This is a genomic window from Bradyrhizobium sp. ISRA464, assembly GCF_029910095.1.
Taxonomy (GTDB): domain Bacteria; phylum Pseudomonadota; class Alphaproteobacteria; order Rhizobiales; family Xanthobacteraceae; genus Bradyrhizobium.
Window position 1 is genome coordinate 1,493,691 of record NZ_CP094526.1, and the last position, 22,860, is coordinate 1,516,550.

The window sequence follows — 22,860 nt, forward strand, 5'->3', positions numbered from 1 at the left end:
GCGCGCATCCCGCGTGGTGCGGGGCGCTGCGTCAGTACAGTGCGTCAGGCGCCCTCGTCGAGCGCCACCAGCTCGCGCTTTCTGCGCAATGACGGCAGCAGCGGTCCGACCAGCAATATCACCGCCAGCGCAAGACAGACCGCCGAGATCGGCCGTTCCACGAAGGTCATGAGATCGCCCTGCGACAGGATCAGCGACTTGCGCAGATTGTTCTCCAGCATCGGTCCCAGCACGAAGGCCAGCACCAGCGGCGCCGGCTCGTAGCCGAGCTTGCGCATGAAATAGCCGATCACGCCGAAGGCGATCATCACATGCACGTCGAAGACGTTGTTGCTGGAACAATAGACGCCGATGATCGTGAACAGGATGATCAGCGGGAACAGCACGTTGTAGGGCAGCCTGAGCAGCTGCACCCACATGCCGATCATCGGTAGATTGAGCACGAGCAGCATCAGATTGCCGATATACATGCTGGCGACGATGCCCCAGAACAGGGTGGGGTTCTGCGAGATCAAGAGCGGTCCCGGCTGCAGGCCGTGGATCACGAAGGCGCCGAGCAGGAGTGCCATCACCACGTTCGGCGGAATGCCGAGCGTCATCAGCGGAATGAAGGCGCCGCCGGCCGCGGAATTGTTGGCCGATTCCGGTCCCGCGACACCCTCGATCGCGCCATGGCCGAAGCGCTCCGGATGCTTCGACAGCCGCTTCTCCAGCGCATAGGACGCAAACGACGCCACGACAGCGCCGCCGCCCGGCAGGATGCCGAGGAAGAAGCCGAGCACGGTGCCGCGCGACACCGGCCCGGCGCTGGCCTTCCAATCTTCCTTGCTCGGCAGCAATTGGCTGATCTTGGTCTTGATGATGTCGCGCTTGATCGCCTGCTCGGTGTTGAGCAGCACCTCGGCGACGCCGAACAGGCCCATCACGACCGGCACCAGGCCGATGCCGTCGATCAGCTCGATGCGGCCGAAGGTCAGCCGTGGCTGCGCGGTGACGCTGTCGAGCCCGACGAGGCCGAGCACGACGCCGATGCAGGCCATCAGCAGCGCCTTCGCCATCGAGCCCTGGGTCAGGAAGGTCAGGACGACGAGGCCGAGCACCATCAGGCTGAAATACTCAGCGGGGCCGAACGCCACCGCGACGCTGGCGAGCGAGGGCGCCACCAGCATCAGCGCGACCAGCGCGAAGGTGCCGGCGGTGAACGAGCCGAAAGCGGAGATGCCGAGCGCAGGGCCGGCGCGGCCCTGCTTGGCCATCTGGTGGCCGTCGATGCAGGTGACGACGGAGGCGGCTTCGCCGGGGATGTTGACCAGGATCGAGGTGGTCGAGCCGCCGTACATTGAGCCGTAATAGATGCCGGCCATCATGATGATGCCGGACTCCGGCGTGCCCGACAGCGTGACCGGCAACAAGAGCGACATCGCCGAGATCGGGCCGATACCGGGAAGCACGCCGACCAGCGTGCCGATGAAGACGCCGATGAAGCAGTAGATCAGGTTGACCGGCTGCAGCGCGACGCCGAGGCCGTGGGCGACGTTGAGGAGAGTATCCATGGGCAGCCCTCAGCCGATCTCGAACATGCCGCTCGGCAACTGGATCGCGAGCAGATGCTTCAGCACCCACCACATGCCGAGCGGGGCAAGGATCGCGATCGGGATCGCCAGCGACCAGCGCACCGGATCGATCAGGCGCAGCAGCAACAGCATCAGCGGGATCGCGGACAACAGGAAGCCGAGCGGCTCCAGCGCAACGGCGAACGCGGTCAGGCAGACGATAACGACAATCGGCTTGCCCCAGCGCACGTTCTTCCAGCGCGAGGCGAAGGTCGCGCCGCCCTCGGTGACGGCGGCGACGATGATCGAGACCGCGAACGCGCACATCAGGATGCCGGTGTAGAACAGCACATAGCCGGAGCCGGGATCGTTGATGGTGCCGAGCTTCAGCTTCAGCCCCGACCAGATCACGAACGCGCCGAGTGCAAGCCCGATCAGCCCACCCCAGAGCTCGGAATTGCTGAGACGGAGTTTGACGTTGGTTGGATCGTTCATATCAGGTGCTTTCGGATATCGTTTTGTCTATCCAAGTCGTCATTGCGAGCGAAGCGAAGCAATCCATTGTCGCCGAGCGCGCCGAAAAATGGATTGCTTCGTCGCTTTGCTCCTCGCAATGACGGAAAACGACGGACGGGGCTTGTCGGCAATTCCGGCTACTTCTTCCCCAGCCCGAGCGCGTCGATCACCTTGCGCTCGGACTCGGTGACCTCCACCACGAACTTCTTGTAGTCCTCGGTGTTCTTGTAGTTCGGCACCATGTCGTATCTGGCGAGCGTCGCGATCACGGCGGGATCGTTGATCGCCTTCTTGAAGGCGTCGTGCAGCTTGGCGACGATCTTGGGGTCCATGCCTTTCGGCCCGGCGATGCCGAACGGCGAGTCGTAGACCATCGAGTAGCCGAGCTCCTTCAGCGTCGGCACGTCGGGGTAGTTCGGCGAGCGCGTGTCGGTCCACACCATCAACAGCCTGAGCTTGCCGGCATCGACCAGCGGCCGCCAGCCGGTGGAATCGGCCTGCAGCATGGTGTGCTGGCCGAGCACCGCGGCGTTGGTCTCGGCGCCGCCCTTGAACGGCACCTGGGTCAGCTTAATGCCGGCCTTGGCCGCGATCTGCTCCATGCCGACATGCAGCGAGGTCCCGGTCCCCGGCGTCGCATAGGTCACCTTGCCGGGATTCTTCTTGGCGAAGTCGACCACGTCCTGCCAGGTCTTGAACTGCGATTCTGCATTGGTGGTGACGCCGAACGTGTAGCCGGTGAGATGGATGATGTAGGAGAAATCCTTCGCCGGATCCCAGGACACCTCCTGCATCAAGGGCAGGCGGAACACGGTGATCGGGATCTGCGCGATGGTGTAGCCGTCGGGCTTCGCGGTCGCGGCCATCGTCGCCGGGCCCACGGTGCCGCCGCCGCCCGCCTTGTTGTCGACCGCGATCGGCTGGCCCAGCACCTTCGACGCGCTCTCGGCAATCGCGCGCATCGAGATGTCGGTCGAGCCGCCTGCCGGCCAGGGCACGATCAGCGTGATCGGCTTGGTCGGATAATCCTGTGCGTGCGCTGCGGCCGACACAAGCATGCCGGCGGCGGCGAGCGGGACCATCAAGCGATTGCGGTGGGACATCTCGATCTCTCCCTTGCGGCCGCGTTGCGTTTCGCGACCCGGTCTTTGCGTTGGCGTCGATCTTCCCCGCGTCGTGGCAAGGGACGTGAAATCGCATTGGACAGAACGGAGCGCACAACGGAAGAGCCAATGCCCCACATGCGACAATTGGCCTGTCGCAACCTGCCGAGAGACGGAATTCGCCGGTGGTTGGTCCGGCAGACTGGTGGCGTGTGGCGGCAGCCGCGGCCATTTATCTGTCTGCGCCGATGCGCGCGCCGCGTTTGGTCAAGTGGATAATGATGGGAACCCAGGGGGATCGCCGCCTTGCGGCATCAGGCGCTTCCGGTCATCATGGCCCGGCTCACCGCAGGAACCCTGCTCGACAGATGACGCCATCGCCTGACGCCACCGACGACGCCGTGATCCGCGCGTTTGCCGGCCTGCCCGCGCTGCTCGACCAGGCGCCGGCGCTGATCGCCCGCGGCCGGCTGCTCGATTGCGACTGCCGCCTCGGCCCGATGGAGCATCCCTTCTACGTCACGATCCGTGGCGGGCGGATCGTCGAGCTCACGCCGGCACCGGTCCTGATGCGCTCCTGGCGCTTTTCCTATCGCGCGACACCGCAGGCTTGGGCGGCGCATTGGCAGGCCGAGCCGAAGCCCGGCTGGCACGATCTGCTGGCGCTGACCAAGCGCGGCGAGGCCGTGCTGGAAGGCGACCTGCACCCCTTCATGACGCATCTGCAGTATTTCAAGGATCTGCTCGCGCTGCCGCGGGCGCATGCCGAGGCGGCCGCGTCATGAACGGCGATATCGAGCCGATGATCGGCCGCTACGTTCATGTCGAGATCGGCGGCGAGCTGCACCGCGTCTATTTCGAGGAGAACGGGGCCGGCATCCCGTTGGTCTGCCTGCACACGGCAGGGTCCGACGCGCGGCAATGGCGGCACCTGCTCACTGATGCCGAGTTTGCCAAAAATTTTCGCATCATTGCCTTCGATATGCCCTGGCATGGCAAGTCGAATCCGCCGTCAAGCTGGACCGGCGATGAATATCAGCTCACCACCGCGCGCTACACCGAGACGATCCGCGCGTTCTGCCGCGCGCTGAAGCTGGAGAGGCCGGTGGTGATGGGCTGCTCGATCGGCGGCCGCATCGTGCTCAACCTAGCGATCGAACATGCGGGCGAGTTCCGCGCGCTGATCGGATTGGAGGCCGCCGACTTCCAGGCGCCCTGGTATGACACGGCGTGGCTGAACCGCCCCGACGTTCATGGCGGCGAGGTTTGCGCCGCACTGGTGTCGGGGCTGATCGCCCCGCAGAGCCCGCAAGACGCCCGGATGGAAACGCTCTGGGCCTACAAGCAGGGCGGTCCCGGCGTGTTCAAGGGCGACCTTTACTTCTATCGCGTCGACGGCGACCTGCGGGGCCGGGTCGGGTCAATCGATACTAAAGTATGCAAGCTCTATCTGCTCACAGGCGAGTATGATTTCTCCTGCACGCCTGAGGACACGAGGCGGACGGCAGCGGCAATAGGGGGCGCCAGCGTCACGATCATGGAGAAGCTCGGTCATTTCCCGATGAGCGAGAATCCCGAACAGTTTCGCCGCTATATCGCACCCGTCCTCGCCGAGATCCTCGCGCAATAATCGACGGTTTTCATGCAAGGAGTAAACGTATGACACGCAATTTCCTGATCGGCTTCGCGCTCGCCGCCGCGCTTGGCGCGGGCCAGGCACAGGCCGGGGAGCTGACCGGCACGCTGAAGAACATCAAGGACACCGGCGCCATCACGCTCGGCTACCGCGATTCCTCGATTCCCTTCTCCTATCTCGACGACAACCAGAAGCCCATCGGCTACGCCATGGACATCTGCTACAAGATCGTCGATGCCGTGAAGAAGGAGCTGAAGCTCGACAAGATCGAGATCAAGCTCACCCCGGTGACGTCGGCCACGCGCATTCCGCTGATGGCCAACGGCACCGTCGATCTCGAATGCGGCTCGACCACCAACAATGCCGAGCGCGAGAAGCAGGTCTGGTTCACCAACACCCACTTCCTGACCGCGAGCCGCTACGTCACCAAGAAGGCGAGCAAGATCAACTCGATTGACGATCTGAAGGGCAAGACGGTCGTCTCGACCGCCGGCACCACCAACATCAAGCAGCTCACCGAAGCCAATGTCGCGCGCAAACTCGGCGTCAACATCATTCCGGCCAAGGATCACGCCGAAGCCTTCCTGATGGTCGAGACCGACCGCGCGGCGGCCTTCGTGATGGACGACATCCTGCTGGCGAGCCTCGTGGCCGGCTCGAAGTCGCCGGACGACTACGTCATTTCCAAGGATGCGTTCTCCAAGCCGGAGCCCTACGGCATCATGCTGCGCAAGGACGACGCGCCCTTCAAGAAGGTCGTCGACGCCGCGACCGCCGCGCTCTACACCAGCGGCGAGGGCAAGAAGATCTACGACAAGTGGTTCACCCAGAAGATTCCGCCGAAGGGCCTGAACCTCAACGTGCCGATGGGGCCGGAGCTGGCGCACGAATTCGCCAAGCCGTCCGACTCGCCCGATCCGGATTCGTACAAGTAACCTGACGAAGAGCCCTCTCCCCGCTCTTCCGCGGGGTCGAGACGAGCAAAGCTCGCTCTTAGAGGGTCAGGGTGAGGGGCTCGCTCCACAGAGGCAGTGGAAGCTGAACTCGCGGAGGGCCCCCTCACCCGGATTGCATCTCACGATGCAATCCGGCCTCTCCCGCAAGCGGGGCGAGGCAGAGAGAAAGAGATGCGCAAGTCCAGCCATTTTTGGAGGAGAATGGCCGGACATTTGCATAGACGTCATGCTGGAAGTTGACGTAATGCGATCGGCGCGGTGACGCGGGGGACCCGTGAACTATAATTGGAACTGGCATATCTTTCTTGAGCCGAACCCGATGGGGACCGGCACCTATCTCGACCTGTTGCTGGCGGGATTGGTGGTCACCGTCAAGGTGTCGCTGCTCGCCTGGATCATCGCGCTGATCACCGGCTCCGCGATCGGCGTGATGCGCACGCTGCCGTCGCGGACGGCGTCGTGGATCGGTTTCGCCTACGTCGAATTCTTCCGCAACATGCCGCTGCTCGTGCAGCTCTTCCTGTGGTTCTTCGTGCTGCCGGAGCTGCTGCCGAAGTCCGCCGGGCTGTGGCTGAAGCAACTGCCCAACGCGCCGTTCTGGACCGCTGCGGTCGGCGTCGGTCTGTTCATGTCGGCGCGCGTCGCCGTGCAGTTGCAGGCCGGCATCTCCTCACTGCCGCGCGGACAGAGTCAGGCCGCGACCGCGCTCGGACTGACCACGGTGCAGACCTATCGCTACGTGCTGCTGCCGATGGCGTTCCGCATCGTCCTGCCGCCGCTGACCTCCGAATTCCTCAACACCATCAAGAACAGCGCGGTGGCCATCACCATCGGCCTGCTGGAGCTGACCGGCGAGGCGCGCTCGATGCAGGAGTTCTCCTTCCAGGTGTTCGAGGCGTTCACGGCGGCGACCGTGCTCTACCTCCTGCTCAATTTCGTGGTGGTGACCGCGATGCGCTTCCTCGAGCGCCGCGTGGCGATCCCTGGCTATATCGCGGGGAAATGACGATGATCGGCAGTTTCGATTTCGATGTCATCCGCCGCGCGCTGCCCTATTTGTTCTTCGAGGGCATGCGGTTCACGCTGACGCTCACCGCGCTCGCCGCACTCGGTGGCCTGGTGTTCGGCACGCTGATCGCCCTGATGCGGCTGTCCGGCTACCGGCTGCTCGCGCGTATCGCTGGCATCTATGTCGACTTCATGCGCTCGCTGCCGCTGGTGCTCGTCATCTTCTGGTTCTACTTTCTGGTGCCCTATATCGGGCAGTGGTTGACCGACGCGTCGCGGCCGATCTCGGTCGGCGCTTTCGCCTCTTCGCTGATCACCTTCGTCATGTTCGAGGCGGCGTATTTCTCCGAGATCATGCGTGCCGGCATCCAGTCGATCTCGAAGGGCCAGCCGGCCGCGGCCAGCGCGCTCGGTCTAACCTACGGCCAGACCATGCGCTACGTCGTGCTGCCGCAGGCGTTCCGCAACATGCTGCCGGTGCTGCTGACGCAAACGATCGTCCTGTTCCAGGACACCTCGCTGGTCTATGTGCTGTCGATCACCGATTTCCTCGGCGCCGCCAGCAAGGTCGCGCAGCGCGACGGCCGTCTGGTCGAGATGTACCTGTTTGCGGCGCTGGTCTACTTTGTCATTTCCAGTGTCGCGTCCGTTGCCGTCCGTCGCCTGCAGGCGCGTATTGCAATTGTGCGGTAGTTGACGATGCTCGCCAAAATTCCGACAGCGGTGCTCTTCACCTCTCCACAGGGGAGAGGTCGGATCGCGTCAGCGATCCGAGTGAGGGGTATCGCTCCATCGATAGACCGTCACCCCTCACCCGGCGCTGTGCCAAAGCCGAAGCTTCGCTTCGGCGTCCTTTCACACCACGGCCGCCGAAGGCGGCCTATGCCTCTCCCAAAGGGAGAGGTGAACCCTTGCCGCTGCGGCTGATGAGAACCGAATGATCGAGATCAATCACGTCAACAAATGGTACGGGCCGAGCTTCCAGGCGTTGAAGGACTGCACCACCAGCGTCGCCAAGGGCGAGGTCGTCGTGGTTTGCGGCCCGTCCGGTTCGGGCAAGTCGACCCTGATCAAATGCGTCAACGCGCTCGAGCCGATCCAGGGCGGCGAGATCATCCTTGACGGCGTCAAGGTCAACGATCCCAAGACCGACCTGCCGAAGCTGCGCTCGCGCGTCGGCATGGTGTTCCAGCATTTCGAGCTGTTCCCGCACTTGCGGATCATCGACAATCTCTGCCTCGCGCAGGAGAAGGTGCTGGGCCGCAAGCATGACGACGCTGTCGCCAAGGGCAAGAAGCTGCTCGATCGCGTCGGGCTGACGGAGCACGCGGCCAAGTTTCCGGCCCAGCTGTCGGGCGGCCAGCAGCAGCGCGTCGCGATCGCCCGTGCGCTTGCGATGGATCCGATCGCCATGCTGTTCGACGAGCCGACCTCGGCGCTTGATCCCGAGATGATCAGCGAGGTGCTCGACGTGATGGTCGACCTCGCCCGCGACGGCATGACCATGATGGTGGTCACTCACGAAATGGGCTTTGCCAACAAGGTCGCCGACCGCGTGATCTTCATGGACCTCGGCGAGATCGTGGAAGATGCCAAGAAGACCGATTTCTTCGGCAAGCCGCGCAGCGACCGGGCGCAGAAATTCCTGTCGAAGATCCTGCAACACTGAGGACCGGGTACCGGCCCTATCCCCGTCAATTGCGAGCCAACGGGTCGCGTGAATGCGCGCCCTATGACAGGCTCCGCGAAGCAATCCATCGAGCCGCGCGGGCGGCTCGATGGATTGCTTCGTCGCTATCGCTCCTCGCAATGACGGCTCGCCAGACCGGTCATTCAGGCTGCCTCGGAGAGCTAACCTGAGGGGCATAACTGCGCTCTGGGGAATCTCGGAATTCCAGCTTCGATGCTGCGCATCGCCCCGGAAGGACGGGCTGCGGGGTTTATCCGCGTTAACAATTTGCGTATAGGAAGGGGCAAAATTCGCGTCCCGTCCGCAGGAGAACTCGCTTGGAAAAGATCGCTTACGTCAACGGCTCGTTCGTGCCGCATTCGGAGGCCAAGGTCTCGGTCTTCGACCGCGGATTCCTGTTCGCCGACGGCATCTACGAGGTGGCCGCGGTGCTCGACGGCAAGCTGATCGACAACGCCTCGCACCTGGCGCGGCTGGAGCGTTCGGTCGGCGAGATCAAGCTCGCGCTGCCGGAGAGCCTGGCGCGGATCGAGGAGATCCAGAAGGAACTGGTCAAGCGCAACAACCTCGTCAACGGCATGGTCTATCTCGAGGTGACCCGTGGCGCCGACAAAGGCCGCGATTTCGCCTTCCCGAAGGCGGACGTCAAGCCGACCCTGATCATGTTCACTTCCGAGAAGGACATCATCAACGCGCCGTCGGCGAAGACCGGCATCAACGTCATCACCGTGCCCGACATCCGCTGGACGCGGCGCGACATCAAGAGCGTGGCGCTGCTGGCGCAGGTGCTGGCCAAGCAGGCCGCGGCCGAAGCCGGCGCCGGCGAGGCCTGGATGATCGAGGACGGCAAGGTCACCGAGGGAGGCTCGTCGTCCGCCTTCATCGTCACGAAGGACGACGTCATCGTGACGCGGCAGAACGGCAACGAGATCCTGCCCGGCTGCACGCGCAAGGCGGTGGTCAAGCTCGCCGAGGAGCACCAGCTCCGCATCGAGGAGCGCGCCTTCACGGTGGAGGAGGCGCTCGCTGCCAAGGAAGCCTTCATCACCAGCGCGTCGGTGTTCGTCCAGGGCGTGGTCGCGATCGACGGCAAGAAGGTCGGCAGCGGCAAGGTCGGCCCGATGACCGACCGCCTGCGCGAGATCTATGTCGAGTTCGCCAAGGCGACGGCGGTGTGATCTGTCATTGCCGGGCTTGACCCGGCAATCCATCTCGCTTCGAGAGATCATTCTTGTCGATGGATGCGCGGGTCAAGCCCGCGCATGACGAGAATGATGCGTGATTGGCGCCGTGCCTTACGCCGCCGCGACCTTCACCTTCACCGGATGTACGGCGCGGAAGCCGATCGCGATCCGGTTCCAGGCGTTGATCGTGCCGATCAGCGCGGTCAGGTTCACCAATTCCGTCTCGGAGAAGTGCGCGCGGACGGCCTCGTAGTCGGTGTCGGGTGCGTGCGTTTCCGAGATCAGGGTCAGTGCCTCGGTCCAGGCCAGTGCCGCGCGCTCGCGCTCGCTGTAGAGCGGCGACTCGCGCCAAGCGTTGAGCAAATAGAGCCGCTGCTCGGTCTCGCCATGCTTGCGCGCGTCCTCGGTGTGCATGTTGATGCAGTAGGCGCAGCCGTTAATTTGGGACGCGCGGGTCTTGACCAGCTCGATCAGCGACTGCTCGAGACCGCTTGCACTGATCTGGTTTTCCACCGCGACCAGCGCTTTGATCGTCTCCGGTGCGGCCTGGTAGAAGTTCATGCGGGGCTTCATGGTCGTTCTCCGTTTCGGTTGGGGATTGATGTCTAGTGTGCTCCGCCATCGGCAAGATGGCCGGGCTTCTTCAGGAACAGTCCCGCGATCAGCGCGACGATCAGGGCGACGCCAAGCAGATAGAAGGTGTCGCTGAAGGCAAGGATGAAGGACTGCTTCTGCACGATCTTGCCGATTGCGACGATCGCGCGGCTGGTGGCATCCGCCTGGTTGGCGACACCGTGGCTCATGAAGTACTGGGTGAGTTGCGCGATCCGCGCGCGGGTGGCCTGCTCGAACAACGAGACCGGCTCGCTCAGCACGTTGGAGTGAAACTGCTCGCGCTTGGTCAGCAACGTCTGCAACAGTGCAATGCCGACGGCGCCGCCGAGATTGCGCATCATGTTGAACAGGCCGGAGGCGGAACCGGCGTTCTCCGGCTCGATGCCCGAGGTCGCAACCGCGGACAGCGGGGCCATCACCAGCGCCTGGCCGACCGCGCGAACGATGTTCGGCCAGAACAGTTGATCGGTGGCGTAGTCGTTGGTCATGGTGATGTTCATGAAGTTGGAGCCGGCGAACAGCGCGAAGCCGACGGCGATCAGGATGCGGGGGTCGAAGCGCTGCATCAGCCGCGGCACCAGCGGGATCAGCATGAGCTGCGGCAGCCCGGTCCAGGCCAGCACCATGCCGATCTGCTCGGCATTGTAGCCCTGGATGCGCGACAGATACTGCGGCAGGATGAACACCGAGCCGTACAGCGCAATGCCGAGCAGGAAGTTCGCGAGCATTCCGAAGCCGAAATTGCGGCGGACGAGCAAGCGCAGATTGAGCAGCGGCTTCTCGACGGTGAGCTCGATCACCAGGAAGGCGGTCAGCGCGACGGCTGCGATCACCGACAGCCTGACGATGAACGGCGAACCGAACCAGTCGTCCTTGTTGCCTTCCTCGAGCACGGTCTGCAACGCGGCGAGGCCGATCGCCATGGTGATGATGCCGGGCCAGTCGCCCTTCGCGAGCAGCGACAGCTTCATCGGGCTCGAGTCGAGCGAGACATACAGCATGCCGATCATGATCGCGCCGGGCACCAGGTTGACATAGAAGATGTACTGCCAGCCCCAGTTCTCGGTCAGGTAACCGCCGATGGTCGGGCCGATCGCGGGCGCAAACGTCGCCGACAGCGCGAACAGCGCTAACCCGATCGGCTGCTTCGCTTTCGGCAGCAGCGTGATGATCAGCGTAAACGCCATCGGGATCAGCACGCCGCCGGTGAAGCCCTGCACGGCGCGCAGCGCGATCATCTGCGGCAGGTCCTGCGCCAGCGCGCACGCCGCCGAGAACACCAGGAACAGCAACGCGTTGACGAGCAGATATTTGCGCACCGAGAACACCTGCGCGAGCCAGCCGCTCAGGGGGATCACGATGATCTCGGCGATCAAATAGGAGGTCGAGATCCAGCCGCCGTCATCGATGCCGGCGCCAATCGCGCCCTGCACATCGGCAAGCGAGGCGTTGACGATCTGGATGTTGAGCACCGCCATGAAGGCGCCGAGGTTGGCACCGACCACCGCGATCCAGGTGCGTGCTGGGACCGCAGGCGTCGCCGGCGTTGCGGGGGTATTGAGGTCGGCAGCGTTGCCTGCATTGAGTGCGGGCTGGAGCGCGGTCATCGGGATCGTTCCTTGTTTGCTCATGAAGCATGCATTAGGCGGCTGGTTTCGATAATCGAAGAAATGCTGGAAGGATTGTCCGTTCAAGATTGATAATCGGGTCGTCGATACGCGGCCGTCGTCTCGATCCGTTGTGCGGTACGCGCGCCGCGGCGCTTCCTCTCACGAGGGGGAGGAGCACAGCCGCCTGTGATGTTGGCGAAGGAGCTGAGCGAACGGTCGGTCGCGCTGCGGCTCTAGCCGCCGTTGCCACGCGCCGCCGCGGCGACATGCTTGCGAGCCTCACGCTCGGCGAGCACCGTCGCCTTGGTGTTGACGGTTGGGATCGCCGACATGCCGGGGCGCAACAGACCGGCAAGCTTGTTGTCGTCCAGCACGATCTTGACCGGCACGCGCTGCACGATCTTGGTGAAGTTGCCGGTGGCGTTGTCGGGCGGCAGCAGTGCGAACTCGAGCCCGCTCGCCGGCGACAGGCTGTCGACATGGCCCTTCAGCGTCGTGTTGCGGAAGCTGTCGACGGTGAGTTCGACCGGCTGGCCGTTGCGCACATGGGTGAGCTGGGTCTCCTTGAAATTGGCGACCACATAGACTGCATCGAGCGGCACCACCGCCATCAGCTGCGTGCCGGCCTGCACATACTGGCCGACGCGCAGGGTGCGGGCCCCGACCGTGCCGTCGACCGGCGCGGTGATCTGCGTGTAGGACAGGTTCAGCTCCGCCTGCTGCTCGACTGCGCGGGCCCGGTCGACCTGCGCCATGGCCTGGGCGCGCTGCGTGGACAGCACGTCGACCTTGCGCTCGGCCGCTGCTAGTCCGGACTTCGCGCCCTGCAATTGCGCGGTGCTGGAGCGCAGCGCCGCGTCGCTCTGTTGCGCGCGCTGCACGGTGCCGGAGCCCGTCTTCATCAGGTCGTCGTAACGGGCGCGCTCTTCCTGGGCGAATTTCAGATTGGCTTCGGCGGCGGTGACATCGGCCTTGCCCTGCTCGATGACCGGCTGCTGCAAAGCGAGCTGCGCGTCGATGTTGCGCACCGACGCTTCGGCCGCGGCAACATCGGCCTTGGCCTGGTTGAGCGCGGCGCGGTAATCGCGGTCGTCGATCCGGGCCAGCAACTGCCCGGCCTTCACCGGCTGGTTGTCGGTGACCAGCACCTGCGCGATGTAACCCGACACTTTCGGCGCGATGATCGTGGAGTCCGCCTTCACATAGGCGTCATCGGTCGATTCGAGGTAGCGGCCGGTCGTGATGTAGCCGTAACCAAAATCGCCGGCGGCGGCGATGCCGAGCGCCGCTGCCAGCGCAAGCGCCGCCCGCTTGATCGCTCTCCGCGACGGGCGTAGGTCGGTTTTGGTAGTTTCGTCAGAGACATAGCTAGCGGTCGACATGGCATCCTCCGGATCGATGCGCGCGTCCTCGGGCCGAGGGCGCCGGGTTCCGGCCTTTAGATGCAATGTTCTCCCCGCTGTGATAATCCCGATAAAACTGGAAGCATTATCAAGCCAGCGCGAACAATCCGGGCCTTGCCAAATGGATCGCCTGACCAGTCTGACCGCCTTCGTCCGGGTCGTGGATTCCGGCGGCTTTTCCGCGGCCGGCCGCAAGCTCAACATGTCCACCACCATGGTGAGCAACCACGTCCAGTCGCTGGAGGACCGGCTCGGCGTGCGGCTGCTCAATCGCACCACGCGCAAGGTCAGCCTGACCGAGGTCGGTCAGACCTATTACGACCGCTGCGTCCAGATCCTCGCCGACATCGAGCAGGCCGACGACATCGCGGGCGCGCTGCAGTCGGTGCCGCGCGGCACGCTGCGCATCTACACCAACACCCACATCGTCCAGTTCCTGTCGCCCGCGGTCGCCGAATTCCTGGCGACTTATCCCGAGGTCAAGGTCGACCTCGCGATCGGCGAGCGCAACGTCGATCTGATCGACGAGAATTTCGATCTCGCGGTGCGCATGATCCCGCCGCCCGACTCCAGCCTGATCGTGCGCAGCATCGCCACCTGGCGCCACGTGCTGTGCTGCTCGCACGGCTATGTCGAGCAGCACGGCAAGCCCGAGCAACTCGCCGATCTCGCGGCGCGCAATTGCATCCGCCACGCCAACTATCCCTACGGCGACGACTGGCACTTCGTCGACCGCAAGGGCACGCCGGCGTCGGTGCGGGTTTCCGGCAATCTGGTCGCCAACAGCGGCGAAACGCTGAAGCTCGCCGCGCTGGCCGGCGTCGGCGTCTTCCTCGCCGCGGGCTTCCTCGTCCGCGACGAGCTCGAGTCGGGGCAGCTGGTCCGCCTGCTGCCCGAATACCGGCCGGTCGAGTTCACGATGAACGCGGTCTATCCGCATCGCCATCATTTGTCGGCGAAGGTGCGGACCTTCATCGACCTCCTCGTGCACCACGCCACCGAGCAGCAGAAGCTGATCAATCCATATTCGTGACGGGAAAGAACCTCGCGCTCAAGTTCACCTCCGTCATGCTGAGGAGACCGCGTAGCGGTCGTCTCGAACCACGACGGCCCAGCTGTTGGCCGTGCATCCTTCGAGACGCGCCCGTCCTACGCTGCAGGCCCGGGCCTCAACAGGATCATGAAGACAAGGACGTGGCTGACCAGCAGCAGTGGCACATAGAGCGCCGGAATGTAAATGCCGGCGCCGAAGAGGCTGGGATCCCGGATCTTCGTTACACCCATGTAGTAGGCGTTCAGAAGATCCAGCGTGCCCCAGATGTTGAATATCCAGACCAGCGGAATGGCGATTGACCAGCGCCAGGAGAGTGCCGCCATCGAAAGGAGCGCGAGAACAGCCGCGATAAGATCACCCCATCCGATCTTGCTGGCGAAATCCGAGCTCAACTTTGGAGACACGAACCCGGCTACCATGAAGTTCATCCCCAAGAACCTGAACGCATGGAAAGCTGCGAGAAGTCTCAGGGCGTCGTAATACGGCATTGCGCTGATCGCGGGCCAGACGTAGGTGGTGGCCACTACCGAACTTGCCAGGAAGGCTCCGGCGACGCTGAGGACGAATGGAAGATTGAAGGTCGGTGGCACGGTCGGCTTCCCTTGTGATTGTCCATTTGGTCGGCGGAGGTCGAACCCGTCGATCAGGTTCGACCTCGGCGGGCGTTCAGGGCTTGGCGACGAGCAGGCGGAGCGGCAGCAGCGGACCGACCGCGATGAACTCGTGGTCGATAAGATTCTGCTTGGCCAGCGGCAGGCCATCCATGATCGCGTGCGCCTCGGCGGCGTCCTTGGCATCGAGCAGGAAGACGGCTCCGCGCCCGTCGGACCGCGAATACCATTCACGAACCTTGCCATTGAGATAGAGCTGCACGGTCTGCCGGATTTCGTCCGGCATCACCGCCATCACCTGTTCGCGTGTGATGCCCGGCTTGACGGTCAGAATGACCATCACGCCGGTGGTTGCGGGGGACGTGGCTTGTGTTTGGGCAAGGGATGAAGCGGTCATGGAAGTGGCGCCTGTCAGGGTGAGGGTGAGTGCCAAGACGGTGTGACGGATGGCTTTCATTGGTCTCATTGCTCCGCGCACGACTGATGTCGTGATGTTGCGAATGTCAGCGCACGTGCGGCGCGGTCCATTTGCAGCTCGGATGTAAGACGGCTTTCCGCGGGCGACTATTCGCGATAATATTGACGGGCCATGAAGCAGAACTTCACAGTCCGGCAGGGTGCGCTCGACGGAGTGGAGGCGTTCCTTAGCGTCGCCCAGCATCGTAGCTTTCGCCGCGCGGCGGCCGAACTCGGGGTCACGCCATCGGCAATCAGTCAGGCGGTACGCGCCCTCGAGGCGCGGGTCGGCGCCGTGCTCTTCATTCGCACGACCCGCAGCGTCGGCCTGACTGAAGCCGGCGAACGATTTCTTGCGCGCGCAAGGCCCGCGTTCGAGGAATTGGTCGCCGCGAGCGGGGCCGCGCGCGAACTCGGACAGCGACCGGCCGGGCTGTTGCGTCTCACCGTGCCACGCGCGGTGGTGCCGATCTTGCTGGAGCCGCTGATCGCCTCGTTCTGCCGGGCGTTTCCCGAGATCGAGGTCGAACTCGCCGCAAGCGAGGAACTGGTCGACATCGCGGCCGAAGGTTTTGACGCCGGCATCAGAATGGGCCAGTTCATTGCTCCCGACATGGTCGCGGTGCGCCTGACCAAGCCGTTGCCTTTCGTCACCGTCGGCAGCCCGGCCTATCTCGACCGCCGCGGCCGGCCCGAATGCCCTGACGATCTGCGCCAGCATGCCTGCTTGAGATTACGACGATCGAACGGCGGACTCGCGCCATGGTTGCTCAATGACAACGGTCGTTCGATCGAGATTGCCGTATCGGGACCCTTCATCGCCCACGACTTTCCCACGATGCTCGGCGCCGCGGTCGAAGGTATCGGTCTTGCGCAAGTGCCTGCACCGCTTGCCGCCAGCGCCGTGAAAACCGGAAAACTCGTCCACGTGCTGGAGCAATTCGCGCCGATGACGCCGGGCGTCTTCCTCTATTATCCGAGCCACCGGCAAATCATGCCGAAGCTGCGAGCCTTCATCGATCACGTGAAGGGCGGCCTGGAGGCTGTACGCTAGGACGTGTGCTCCTAAAATCGCGAAGGTCCGCTTCTCTCCTCAAAGACGCCGTTGCGGCCGACTCCATTCATGTCGGTCTTGGGCCACTTCCGGACTCATGCATCGCAGCAAATTGCGCCTCGTATTCGATCACTCGTCCGGAACAAGTTGTGGGCTTATTCGGGCAACCCCGCTTTGCGAAGACCCTCGATCAGCAGCCTTGAGTTTGATTGTCCGCCCCGAGCGACCCACGTCGATATTGTGAAGGCTGGATCGCTCTCAAGTACCCGCGCGGCCGCGTCACGCGCCTCAGCGTCCCGACCATGATGGGCGAAAGCGGACGCGAGACAGCGGTAAGCCGCCGAAAGGGGAGCGTTCTGACGCAGGGCTTTCTTCCCCGCGGCGATGGCCTCGTCAAAACGACCAAGTTCAATAAAGGCCAGCGCCATCCCAACAAACACCTGCTTCAGCCGCGGGTCTACCGGGCTCATGCGAATGGCGCGTTCAAAGCTCCGCACTGCTTCCGCAGGCTGCCCCGCAATTCTATAGACATGGCCTCTGCCGCTCCATGCGAAGAATGAATTTGGGTTAAGCGCGACCGCCCGGTCAGCCATTTCGATCTCGCTTTCACTGTCGCCGACCATGAACGCCGAGGTCGTGGCAGCCAGAGCCAATGTTTCCGGATCCCCACCGTCGAGGCTCAATGCCAGGCGAGAAAGCCGAATGGCTTCGTTGCGGTCGAATTGAGGATCGTCAGCATAGCCCCAAACGACGTTTTGCATGTGAAGGGCACCTGCGACAGCGGCGACATAGCCGAACCGGGGGTCAAGTTCCAAAGCGCGATGAGCCAGCCTTAGCGACTCGGCTAACCCTTCGCGGGTCGTATAGTACTGTTGCACGGACCGGAGATAAAAATCATAGGCGGTGAGGTTCTCCGGTCGCCGCCGCGCCGCCGCCGCAATCTCGGTTTGAAGCAATTTTGGCTGAATGGCTGAGACAACGGCGGCCGTGACTTCGTCCTGGAGAGCGAAAACATCAGTCAGGTCACGCTCGAACCTGTCCGCCCAGATGTGCGCGCCGGTCACCGCCTCGATCAACTGTCCCGCGATGCGGACTTTCCCCGCAGCCTTGCGCACTGATCCCTCAAGGATGTAGCGCACACCAAGCCTGCGCCCGACTTCCTTGATATCGACCGCTCGGCCCTTGAAGGTGAAGCTCGAATTGCGGGCGATGACGAACAGCGATCTGAACCGGGAGAGTGCGGTGATGATCTCCTGGACCATCCCGTCAGCAAAATATTCCTGCTCGGGATCGCCGCTCATGTTCTCGAACGGCAGCACGGCGATGGAGGGCTTGTCGGGAACCACTGGAGCGCTCCCGGGCGGATCGCCGGGATTGAGACCCGCAGCTTCCGGCGCCTCCTGCACCTGTCCGACGAAACGGAATCCCTTGCGCGGTAACGTCTTGATCAGGCGCTGTTCGTCCCCGGAATCGCCGATTGCGCTTCGGGCGACATTCAGCCGGGTCGTCAGTGCTGCGTCTGAAACGCTGCGCCCGTTCCAGACGGCATTGATGAGGTCGTCTTTGCTGACGACGCGCTCCCTGTTGCGGATCAGGTAATCGAGCAGATCAAACACCTGCGGCGCGACGGAGACGACGTCCACCCCGCGATGCAGCTCGCGCCGGTCGGTGTCGAATGCGTACTCCTCGAAGAGATAGCGCAAGACGCAAATCCCCCTGGAAGAGAGCCCCCCGACAACCGGGCTTTGGCCTCGCTGGACATCGCAAGAATAAGCTGCCGGTGAGGAAAATGTAAGCGGCAGGTCAAGCGTCCCCGCCGATCTCGCGGCACCCTCATGCCAGTGAAAAACATCGTCCCAGGAGATACCGCAATGAGTGTCACGCACGGCACAACGTGGCTGGACCGGACATCCGTATCGACCCGGCATCTCGCCAGCTTCATCTGGAAATATTGGAATGCCTTTCAGGAGCATCGCGAACGCCAAAAATTGTGTGGCTCGTTGTCCAACTTAAGCGACAGGGAGCTGATGGACATCGGCGCGACGCGCGGCGAGATTGACTACATTGCCTCTCACCGCGGCATTGACCCGCGAGGCATCCGATCCGGCGAATGGCTGCGATACCTGCCAACGGTGGACGGCCAAATTGGGCCCCCCCGACTTCCGATAGGGGTCCAAAAGCCGTCGATCACGGCCGAGCGAAGCGACTTCGAAGCGGACCTTCTTAAGTACACGCCGTTGTCTGAATCCTCTCCTGCTTTGGCATTTGGCGTCAATCGGGCCGTGCGCCATGCTGACGAGTCCGCGCTTCAATTCCAGGTGACGCTGTCGTCATGGACGAGTGTTGCACCTTCGACACGACGGGCAACTCAGCAAAACCTGTCAATCTCCCTATAAGAAAATATTCCGCTTGATGCTTGACCCAACTCAGATGTTCAATCCCCCGGTCTCACCCGCTTGAGGGGCGCTACGCGATCGTCACGAGTGTTGGGTTGGGATGCGGTGGACGCCGATTGCGCAACTGACGAGTGCGCATGAAGCGGACGGTGAAGTCGTGTGGTTCCGACGCCCTAGTGGCAGGTGTCGACTCCCAGGACGCGAAAAGCGTCTCGCGGATGACGGTGACAAACAAGCCCAGTCTCGCCGGGGAGAGCACGTATAAGCCGTAAAACCATCGCGCAGGGAAAGCCGGGATTGCTCCGGTTTCACCTGTGGTCCTACCTCCCGTGCTTTCCATTTCCACGGGACCCATGGGTGCGATCGGCACCCGGCTTTCCCTGCGCCCTCTGCTCAAAAGAGGGCGGAACGAAGATGCAAAGCTCGGACGCAAAGCGCCGCGAGAATGCGGACGTGCATCTTTACCGCTGTTTGATATCTGAATCAGAAACTCGCCCCGTCATTGCGAGGAGCGTAAGCGACGAAGCAATCCATGCTGCCGTGCATGCTGCATTAGGGATTGCTTCGCTTCGCCCGCAATGACGGTTAAATGGACGAGTACAACTCTATCACCGTCATGCTGAGGTGCGAGCGGAGCGAGCCTCGAAGCACGACGGGCACCAGCGGGCCGTGCATCCTTCGAGGCTCGCTTCGCGAGTACCTCAGCATGACGGATTGAACACTATGCGCCTCACACCCTCTCCTTCACGAAGCGGTTGCGCAGGGTGCCGATGCCGGTGATGTCGATCTCCACCACATCGCCGTGCTTGAGGTCGGGCGAGGCGCCGTCGGTGCCCATCCAGATCACGTCGCCAGGCCACAGCGTGAAGTATTTGGTCAGCTCGACGATGAACGGCACGATGCCGAAGATCATCTCGTTGGTGTGGAAACGGCCGGTCTCCTTGCCGTTGACGCGGATCGCGGTCTCCATCCGATCGAGATCGACATCGGTCTCGATCCACGGGCCCATCGGTTTGAAGGTGTCGGCGTTCTTGGAGCGCCACAGGCCGCGATCGGCCTTCTGCCAGGTGCGCTCGGAGACGTCGTTGCCGATGGTGTAGCCGAACACGCAGTCCATCGCATTGGCTTCGGTGAGATGCTTGGCCTTCTTGCCGATCACGACGACGAGCTCGCCCTCGTAATGGATCTTCTCGGTCGCGCTGGCGGGGATCACGACATCCTCGTCATGCGCGATCAGCGCGTTCTGCGCACGGTAGCCGATCTCGGGACGATCGGGGACGTTCGGCACGGTGCCGGCCTTGTCGGCGGCTTCCTTGAGATGCTTCAAATAGTTCAGTCCGACGCAGTAGAAGGTACGCGGGATCAGCGGCAGCTCGATCTTCACGTCGTTCAGCGCATGGGTTTGCGAAGTCTTGGTCCACTCGCCGAACGGATCGCCGTTGACGGTCGCGACGGTGTCGCCCTCGACGAGGCCCCAGGACATCTTGCCTGCGGCGGTGAATTTGAGCCAGCGCATGATGGTGTCCTTCTATTCCGCGGCGGCCTGCGGGCGGGTCTTCCAGGCGCCGGCGGCGGGACGCTTGAGGCCGAGATTCTCGCGCAGCGTCTTGCCGGCATAGTCCTTGTGGAACAGGCCGCGCTTCTGCAGCTCGGGCACGACATGGTTGACGAAGTCGGCATAGGAGCCCGGCACGTAACTCGCCGCGACGACGAAGCCGTCGCAGCCGCGGCCGACGAACATCTCTTCCAGCCTGTCGGCGATCTCCTTCGGGCCGCCGACCATCGCGTCCTGCACTTGGCCGCGGCCGGAGAAGGTGATGAAGTCGCGGGTCGAGGGATTGGTCTTGCCGGAGGTGCGCAGCACGCCGTCGCGGATGCCGAGCATGCCTTGCATGCCCTGCAGTTCCTCCGTCGTCAGCGGCTCATCGATGGGCTTGGCGCCGAAATCGAAGTTGAGGCCTTCGGCGAGCAGCGACAGCGCGTCGATCTCGAGCGGCAATTTCTGGATCACAGCCATCCTGTCCTCGGCCTCCGCCTTGGTCGCGCCGGTGACCGGTGTGATCAGGTTGCAAAGGAACATCTGGTCGGGATCGCGGCCGGCCTTGGCGGCTTCGCCCCTGATCGCCTCATAGCCCTGCTTGGCATTGGCGAGGTTGCGCGCTGCGGTGAAGATCACCTCGCCCCAGCGTCCGGCAAAGCGCTGGCCGCGGCCGGACGCGCCGGCCTGGATGACGACGGGATGGCCCTGCGGCGAACGCGGCACGGTGAACGGGCCACGCGAGGTGAAGAACGCGCCCTTGTGGTCGAGCCGCTTCACCTTGGTCGGATCGGCGAAGCGACCGCTCTTCTTGTCGATGATCAGCGAGCCGTCTTCCCAGGAATCCCAGTGGCCGAGCACCACCTCCATGAATTCGTCGGCGCGGTCATAGCGCAGATCGTGCTCGAGATGATGTTCCTTGCCCATGTTGAGCGCTTCGCCGTCATTGACCGAGGTGACCACGTTCCAGGCGGCGCGGCCGTTGGTCATCAGGTCGAGCGTGGCGAAGCGGCGGGCGACGTCGAACGGCTCGAAATAGGTGGTCGAGCAGGTCGAGGCGAGGCCGAGCTTCTCGGTGACCATGCCCATCGTGGTCAGCACCACGATCGGGTCCATCTTCACGCAGCGGATGCCGTATTCGACGGTGTGCGCGTGATCGTTGCCGTAGCGGTCGGGCATCGCCAGCCGGTCGTCGAAGAACGCCATGTGGAATTTGCCGCGCTCCAGGATGCGCGCGATCTCCTGGTAGTAGTCCGCCGACATCGAATCGTCGCGCGACTCCGGGTGGCGCCATGAGCTTGGCAGGTTGGTGCAGTTCTGCGCCTGCAGGAAGCCAACCAGCGCCATTTGCCGTGTCATGTCATTCTCCTGTGCTTGGCGATCGATCAGCGAAGGTCGAGGTCCTGGGTGAGCTTGTAGTCGGCGGCGAGCGCCTTCAGCTTCTCCCAGGTGGCGTCCTCAATCTCGATGCCATTCTTGCGGCGCTCGACTTCGCGCAGATATTCGATCTCGCCTGGATAGAACACGCCGCGGCTCCCTTCCGAGGGCGGCGTCGATTTCAGATAGCGCGCAAAGTCGCCGACCTCCTTCTTGAAATCCTGGAGCGGGCGGAAGGCGGCGACGTTGAACACCGCCATGAAGCAGCCGTCATTGTGCCGGCCGGTCGGCTCGACGCCGAAGCCGAGGCCGGTCAGCAGCCCGCACAGCACCTCGACCATCGCGGCGAGGCCCGATCCCTTGTAGCCCTCGGTGCCGCCGAGCGGCAGCAGCGCGCCGCCCTTGCGGTAGTCCTTCGGGTCGGTGGTGTCGCGCCCCTCGGAATCGATGATCCAGCCCTTGGGGATCTGCTCGCCGCGCGCCACCGCGAGTTGGATCTTGCCGGCGGCGACCGCCGAGGTCGCCATGTCCAGATAGAACGGCGCCTCGAGATCGGAGGGCGCCGCGATCGAGATCGGGTTGGTGCCAAGCCGAGCCTCGCGCCCGCCGAACGGGGCGACATGCTTCGGCGAACGGCCGGAGTCGGCGGCGGCGATGCCGATCATGCCTTCGCGCATCGCCATCATCGGATAATGCGCGAGACGCCCGACATGGCTCTGGCGGAACACGGTGCAGGCCGCGACATTGGCAGTCTTCGCCTTGTTGATGGTCATCTCCATCGCCTTGGCGTTGACGTGGAAGCCGAAGCCCCAGTGACCGTCGATCACGGTCGTGGTCGGGCTTTCCTGCACGATGGTCCACTTCGCACCGGGCACGATGTGGCCGGCCTTGACGCGGTCGATATAGGTCGGGATCGCGATCACGCCGTGGGAGTCGTGGCCGGCGAGGTTGGCGTTGACGCAGCCGGAGGCGACGGCGTTCGCCTCCTCCTCCGATGCGCCGGCGGCTTTCAAGAGCGCCGCGCCGATGCGCGTGAGACGGTCGGCCTGGACGATCGGCATGGGATTTCCTCGTGGTCAGCCCGCACTGCGCGGGTCTTGC

22 protein-coding genes are annotated in these 22,860 nt (G+C 63.5%); 10 read left to right on the top strand and 12 right to left on the bottom strand.

Going from position 1 to position 22,860, the window contains the following annotated elements; translation table 11 throughout:
* Positions 1 to 44 precede the first annotated feature (44 nt).
* The 3 genes from MTX19_RS07010 to MTX19_RS07020 form a co-directional block, all read right to left on the bottom strand.
* Positions 45 to 1,553: a tripartite tricarboxylate transporter permease gene (locus MTX19_RS07010; RefSeq protein ID WP_280982990.1), complete on the bottom strand. Its 1,509-nt coding sequence runs from the start codon at positions 1,551 to 1,553 to the stop codon at positions 45 to 47.
* Between the two features lie 9 nt (positions 1,554 to 1,562).
* Positions 1,563 to 2,048, bottom strand: coding sequence for a tripartite tricarboxylate transporter TctB family protein (locus tag MTX19_RS07015; protein WP_280982991.1), 486 nt, complete (start codon positions 2,046 to 2,048; stop codon positions 1,563 to 1,565).
* A 158-nt stretch (positions 2,049 to 2,206) separates the two neighbouring features.
* The gene (locus MTX19_RS07020) at positions 2,207 to 3,151 is read right to left on the bottom strand and encodes a tripartite tricarboxylate transporter substrate binding protein (RefSeq protein WP_280984715.1); all 945 of its coding nucleotides are present in this window, start codon (positions 3,149 to 3,151) and stop codon (positions 2,207 to 2,209) included.
* A 389-nt stretch (positions 3,152 to 3,540) separates the two neighbouring features.
* On the opposite strand from MTX19_RS07020, the gene MTX19_RS07025 reads away from it, so the two are divergent.
* From MTX19_RS07025 to MTX19_RS07055, 7 genes are all read left to right on the top strand, one after another.
* Positions 3,541 to 3,957, top strand: a complete 417-nt coding sequence (locus tag MTX19_RS07025; RefSeq protein ID WP_280982992.1) for a hypothetical protein — start codon at positions 3,541 to 3,543, stop codon at positions 3,955 to 3,957.
* The gene (locus tag MTX19_RS07030; protein ID WP_280982993.1) at positions 3,954 to 4,802 is read left to right on the top strand and encodes an alpha/beta hydrolase; all 849 of its coding nucleotides are present in this window, start codon (positions 3,954 to 3,956) and stop codon (positions 4,800 to 4,802) included. Before MTX19_RS07025 ends, MTX19_RS07030 begins: the two co-directional genes overlap by 4 nt.
* 29 nt (positions 4,803 to 4,831) lie before the next feature.
* On the top strand, positions 4,832 to 5,743 hold the full coding sequence (locus MTX19_RS07035; RefSeq protein ID WP_280982994.1) for an amino acid ABC transporter substrate-binding protein: 912 nt from the start codon (positions 4,832 to 4,834) through the stop codon (positions 5,741 to 5,743).
* A gap of 295 nt (positions 5,744 to 6,038) precedes the next feature.
* On the top strand, positions 6,039 to 6,770 hold the full coding sequence (locus tag MTX19_RS07040; RefSeq protein WP_280982995.1) for an amino acid ABC transporter permease: 732 nt from the start codon (positions 6,039 to 6,041) through the stop codon (positions 6,768 to 6,770).
* A 2-nt stretch (positions 6,771 to 6,772) separates the two neighbouring features.
* Positions 6,773 to 7,465 (top strand): ABC transporter permease subunit, encoded by a 693-nt coding sequence (locus MTX19_RS07045; RefSeq protein WP_280982996.1) that lies wholly within the window; start codon positions 6,773 to 6,775, stop codon positions 7,463 to 7,465.
* Positions 7,466 to 7,709: 244 nt separating this feature from the next.
* Positions 7,710 to 8,441 carry an amino acid ABC transporter ATP-binding protein gene (locus MTX19_RS07050; RefSeq protein ID WP_280985904.1) on the top strand — a complete coding sequence of 244 codons (732 nt, stop codon included), beginning with the start codon at positions 7,710 to 7,712 and terminating at the stop codon, positions 8,439 to 8,441.
* A gap of 338 nt (positions 8,442 to 8,779) precedes the next feature.
* Positions 8,780 to 9,640, top strand: a complete 861-nt coding sequence (locus tag MTX19_RS07055; protein WP_280982998.1) for a D-amino-acid transaminase — start codon at positions 8,780 to 8,782, stop codon at positions 9,638 to 9,640.
* 117 nt (positions 9,641 to 9,757) lie between these two features.
* On the opposite strand, the gene MTX19_RS07060 is transcribed toward MTX19_RS07055, so the two are convergent.
* From MTX19_RS07060 to MTX19_RS07070, 3 genes are all read right to left on the bottom strand, one after another.
* On the bottom strand, positions 9,758 to 10,219 hold the full coding sequence (locus tag MTX19_RS07060) for a carboxymuconolactone decarboxylase family protein (RefSeq protein WP_280982999.1): 462 nt from the start codon (positions 10,217 to 10,219) through the stop codon (positions 9,758 to 9,760).
* Positions 10,220 to 10,251: 32 nt separating this feature from the next.
* The gene (locus MTX19_RS07065) at positions 10,252 to 11,868 is read right to left on the bottom strand and encodes an MDR family MFS transporter (RefSeq protein ID WP_280985905.1); all 1,617 of its coding nucleotides are present in this window, start codon (positions 11,866 to 11,868) and stop codon (positions 10,252 to 10,254) included.
* A 236-nt stretch (positions 11,869 to 12,104) separates the two neighbouring features.
* Positions 12,105 to 13,253, bottom strand: a complete 1,149-nt coding sequence (locus MTX19_RS07070; protein ID WP_280983000.1) for an HlyD family secretion protein — start codon at positions 13,251 to 13,253, stop codon at positions 12,105 to 12,107.
* 142 nt (positions 13,254 to 13,395) lie between these two features.
* On the opposite strand from MTX19_RS07070, the gene MTX19_RS07075 reads away from it, so the two are divergent.
* Positions 13,396 to 14,307 carry a LysR family transcriptional regulator gene (locus MTX19_RS07075; protein WP_280975776.1) on the top strand — a complete coding sequence of 304 codons (912 nt, stop codon included), beginning with the start codon at positions 13,396 to 13,398 and terminating at the stop codon, positions 14,305 to 14,307.
* Between the two features lie 116 nt (positions 14,308 to 14,423).
* On the opposite strand, the gene MTX19_RS07080 is transcribed toward MTX19_RS07075, so the two are convergent.
* On the bottom strand, positions 14,424 to 14,918 hold the full coding sequence (locus tag MTX19_RS07080) for a hypothetical protein (protein WP_280983001.1): 495 nt from the start codon (positions 14,916 to 14,918) through the stop codon (positions 14,424 to 14,426).
* Between the two features lie 76 nt (positions 14,919 to 14,994).
* Positions 14,995 to 15,396, bottom strand: a complete 402-nt coding sequence (locus MTX19_RS07085) for a hypothetical protein (protein WP_280983002.1) — start codon at positions 15,394 to 15,396, stop codon at positions 14,995 to 14,997.
* A gap of 132 nt (positions 15,397 to 15,528) precedes the next feature.
* Between MTX19_RS07085 and MTX19_RS07090 the strand changes: the two genes are divergently transcribed.
* Positions 15,529 to 16,449, top strand: coding sequence for a LysR family transcriptional regulator (locus MTX19_RS07090; protein ID WP_280983003.1), 921 nt, complete (start codon positions 15,529 to 15,531; stop codon positions 16,447 to 16,449).
* A gap of 155 nt (positions 16,450 to 16,604) precedes the next feature.
* Here the strand turns inward: MTX19_RS07090 and MTX19_RS07095 are convergent, their stop codons facing one another.
* On the bottom strand, positions 16,605 to 18,152 hold the full coding sequence (locus MTX19_RS07095; RefSeq protein ID WP_280983004.1) for a winged helix-turn-helix domain-containing tetratricopeptide repeat protein: 1,548 nt from the start codon (positions 18,150 to 18,152) through the stop codon (positions 16,605 to 16,607).
* 168 nt (positions 18,153 to 18,320) lie between these two features.
* Between MTX19_RS07095 and MTX19_RS07100 the strand changes: the two genes are divergently transcribed.
* Positions 18,321 to 18,845 (top strand): DUF1127 domain-containing protein, encoded by a 525-nt coding sequence (locus MTX19_RS07100; protein WP_280985906.1) that lies wholly within the window; start codon positions 18,321 to 18,323, stop codon positions 18,843 to 18,845.
* Between the two features lie 730 nt (positions 18,846 to 19,575).
* On the opposite strand, the gene MTX19_RS07105 is transcribed toward MTX19_RS07100, so the two are convergent.
* From MTX19_RS07105 to MTX19_RS07115, 3 genes are read right to left on the bottom strand one after another with little or no spacing between them, the layout of a single operon-like run.
* Positions 19,576 to 20,361: a fumarylacetoacetate hydrolase family protein gene (locus tag MTX19_RS07105; RefSeq protein ID WP_280983006.1), complete on the bottom strand. Its 786-nt coding sequence runs from the start codon at positions 20,359 to 20,361 to the stop codon at positions 19,576 to 19,578.
* A 12-nt stretch (positions 20,362 to 20,373) separates the two neighbouring features.
* Complete coding sequence (locus tag MTX19_RS07110; RefSeq protein ID WP_280983007.1) at positions 20,374 to 21,741, bottom strand: LLM class flavin-dependent oxidoreductase; 1,368 nt, start codon at positions 21,739 to 21,741, stop codon at positions 20,374 to 20,376.
* Between the two features lie 26 nt (positions 21,742 to 21,767).
* On the bottom strand, positions 21,768 to 22,820 hold the full coding sequence (locus MTX19_RS07115) for an Ldh family oxidoreductase (RefSeq protein ID WP_280983008.1): 1,053 nt from the start codon (positions 22,818 to 22,820) through the stop codon (positions 21,768 to 21,770).
* Positions 22,821 to 22,860 lie beyond the last annotated feature (40 nt).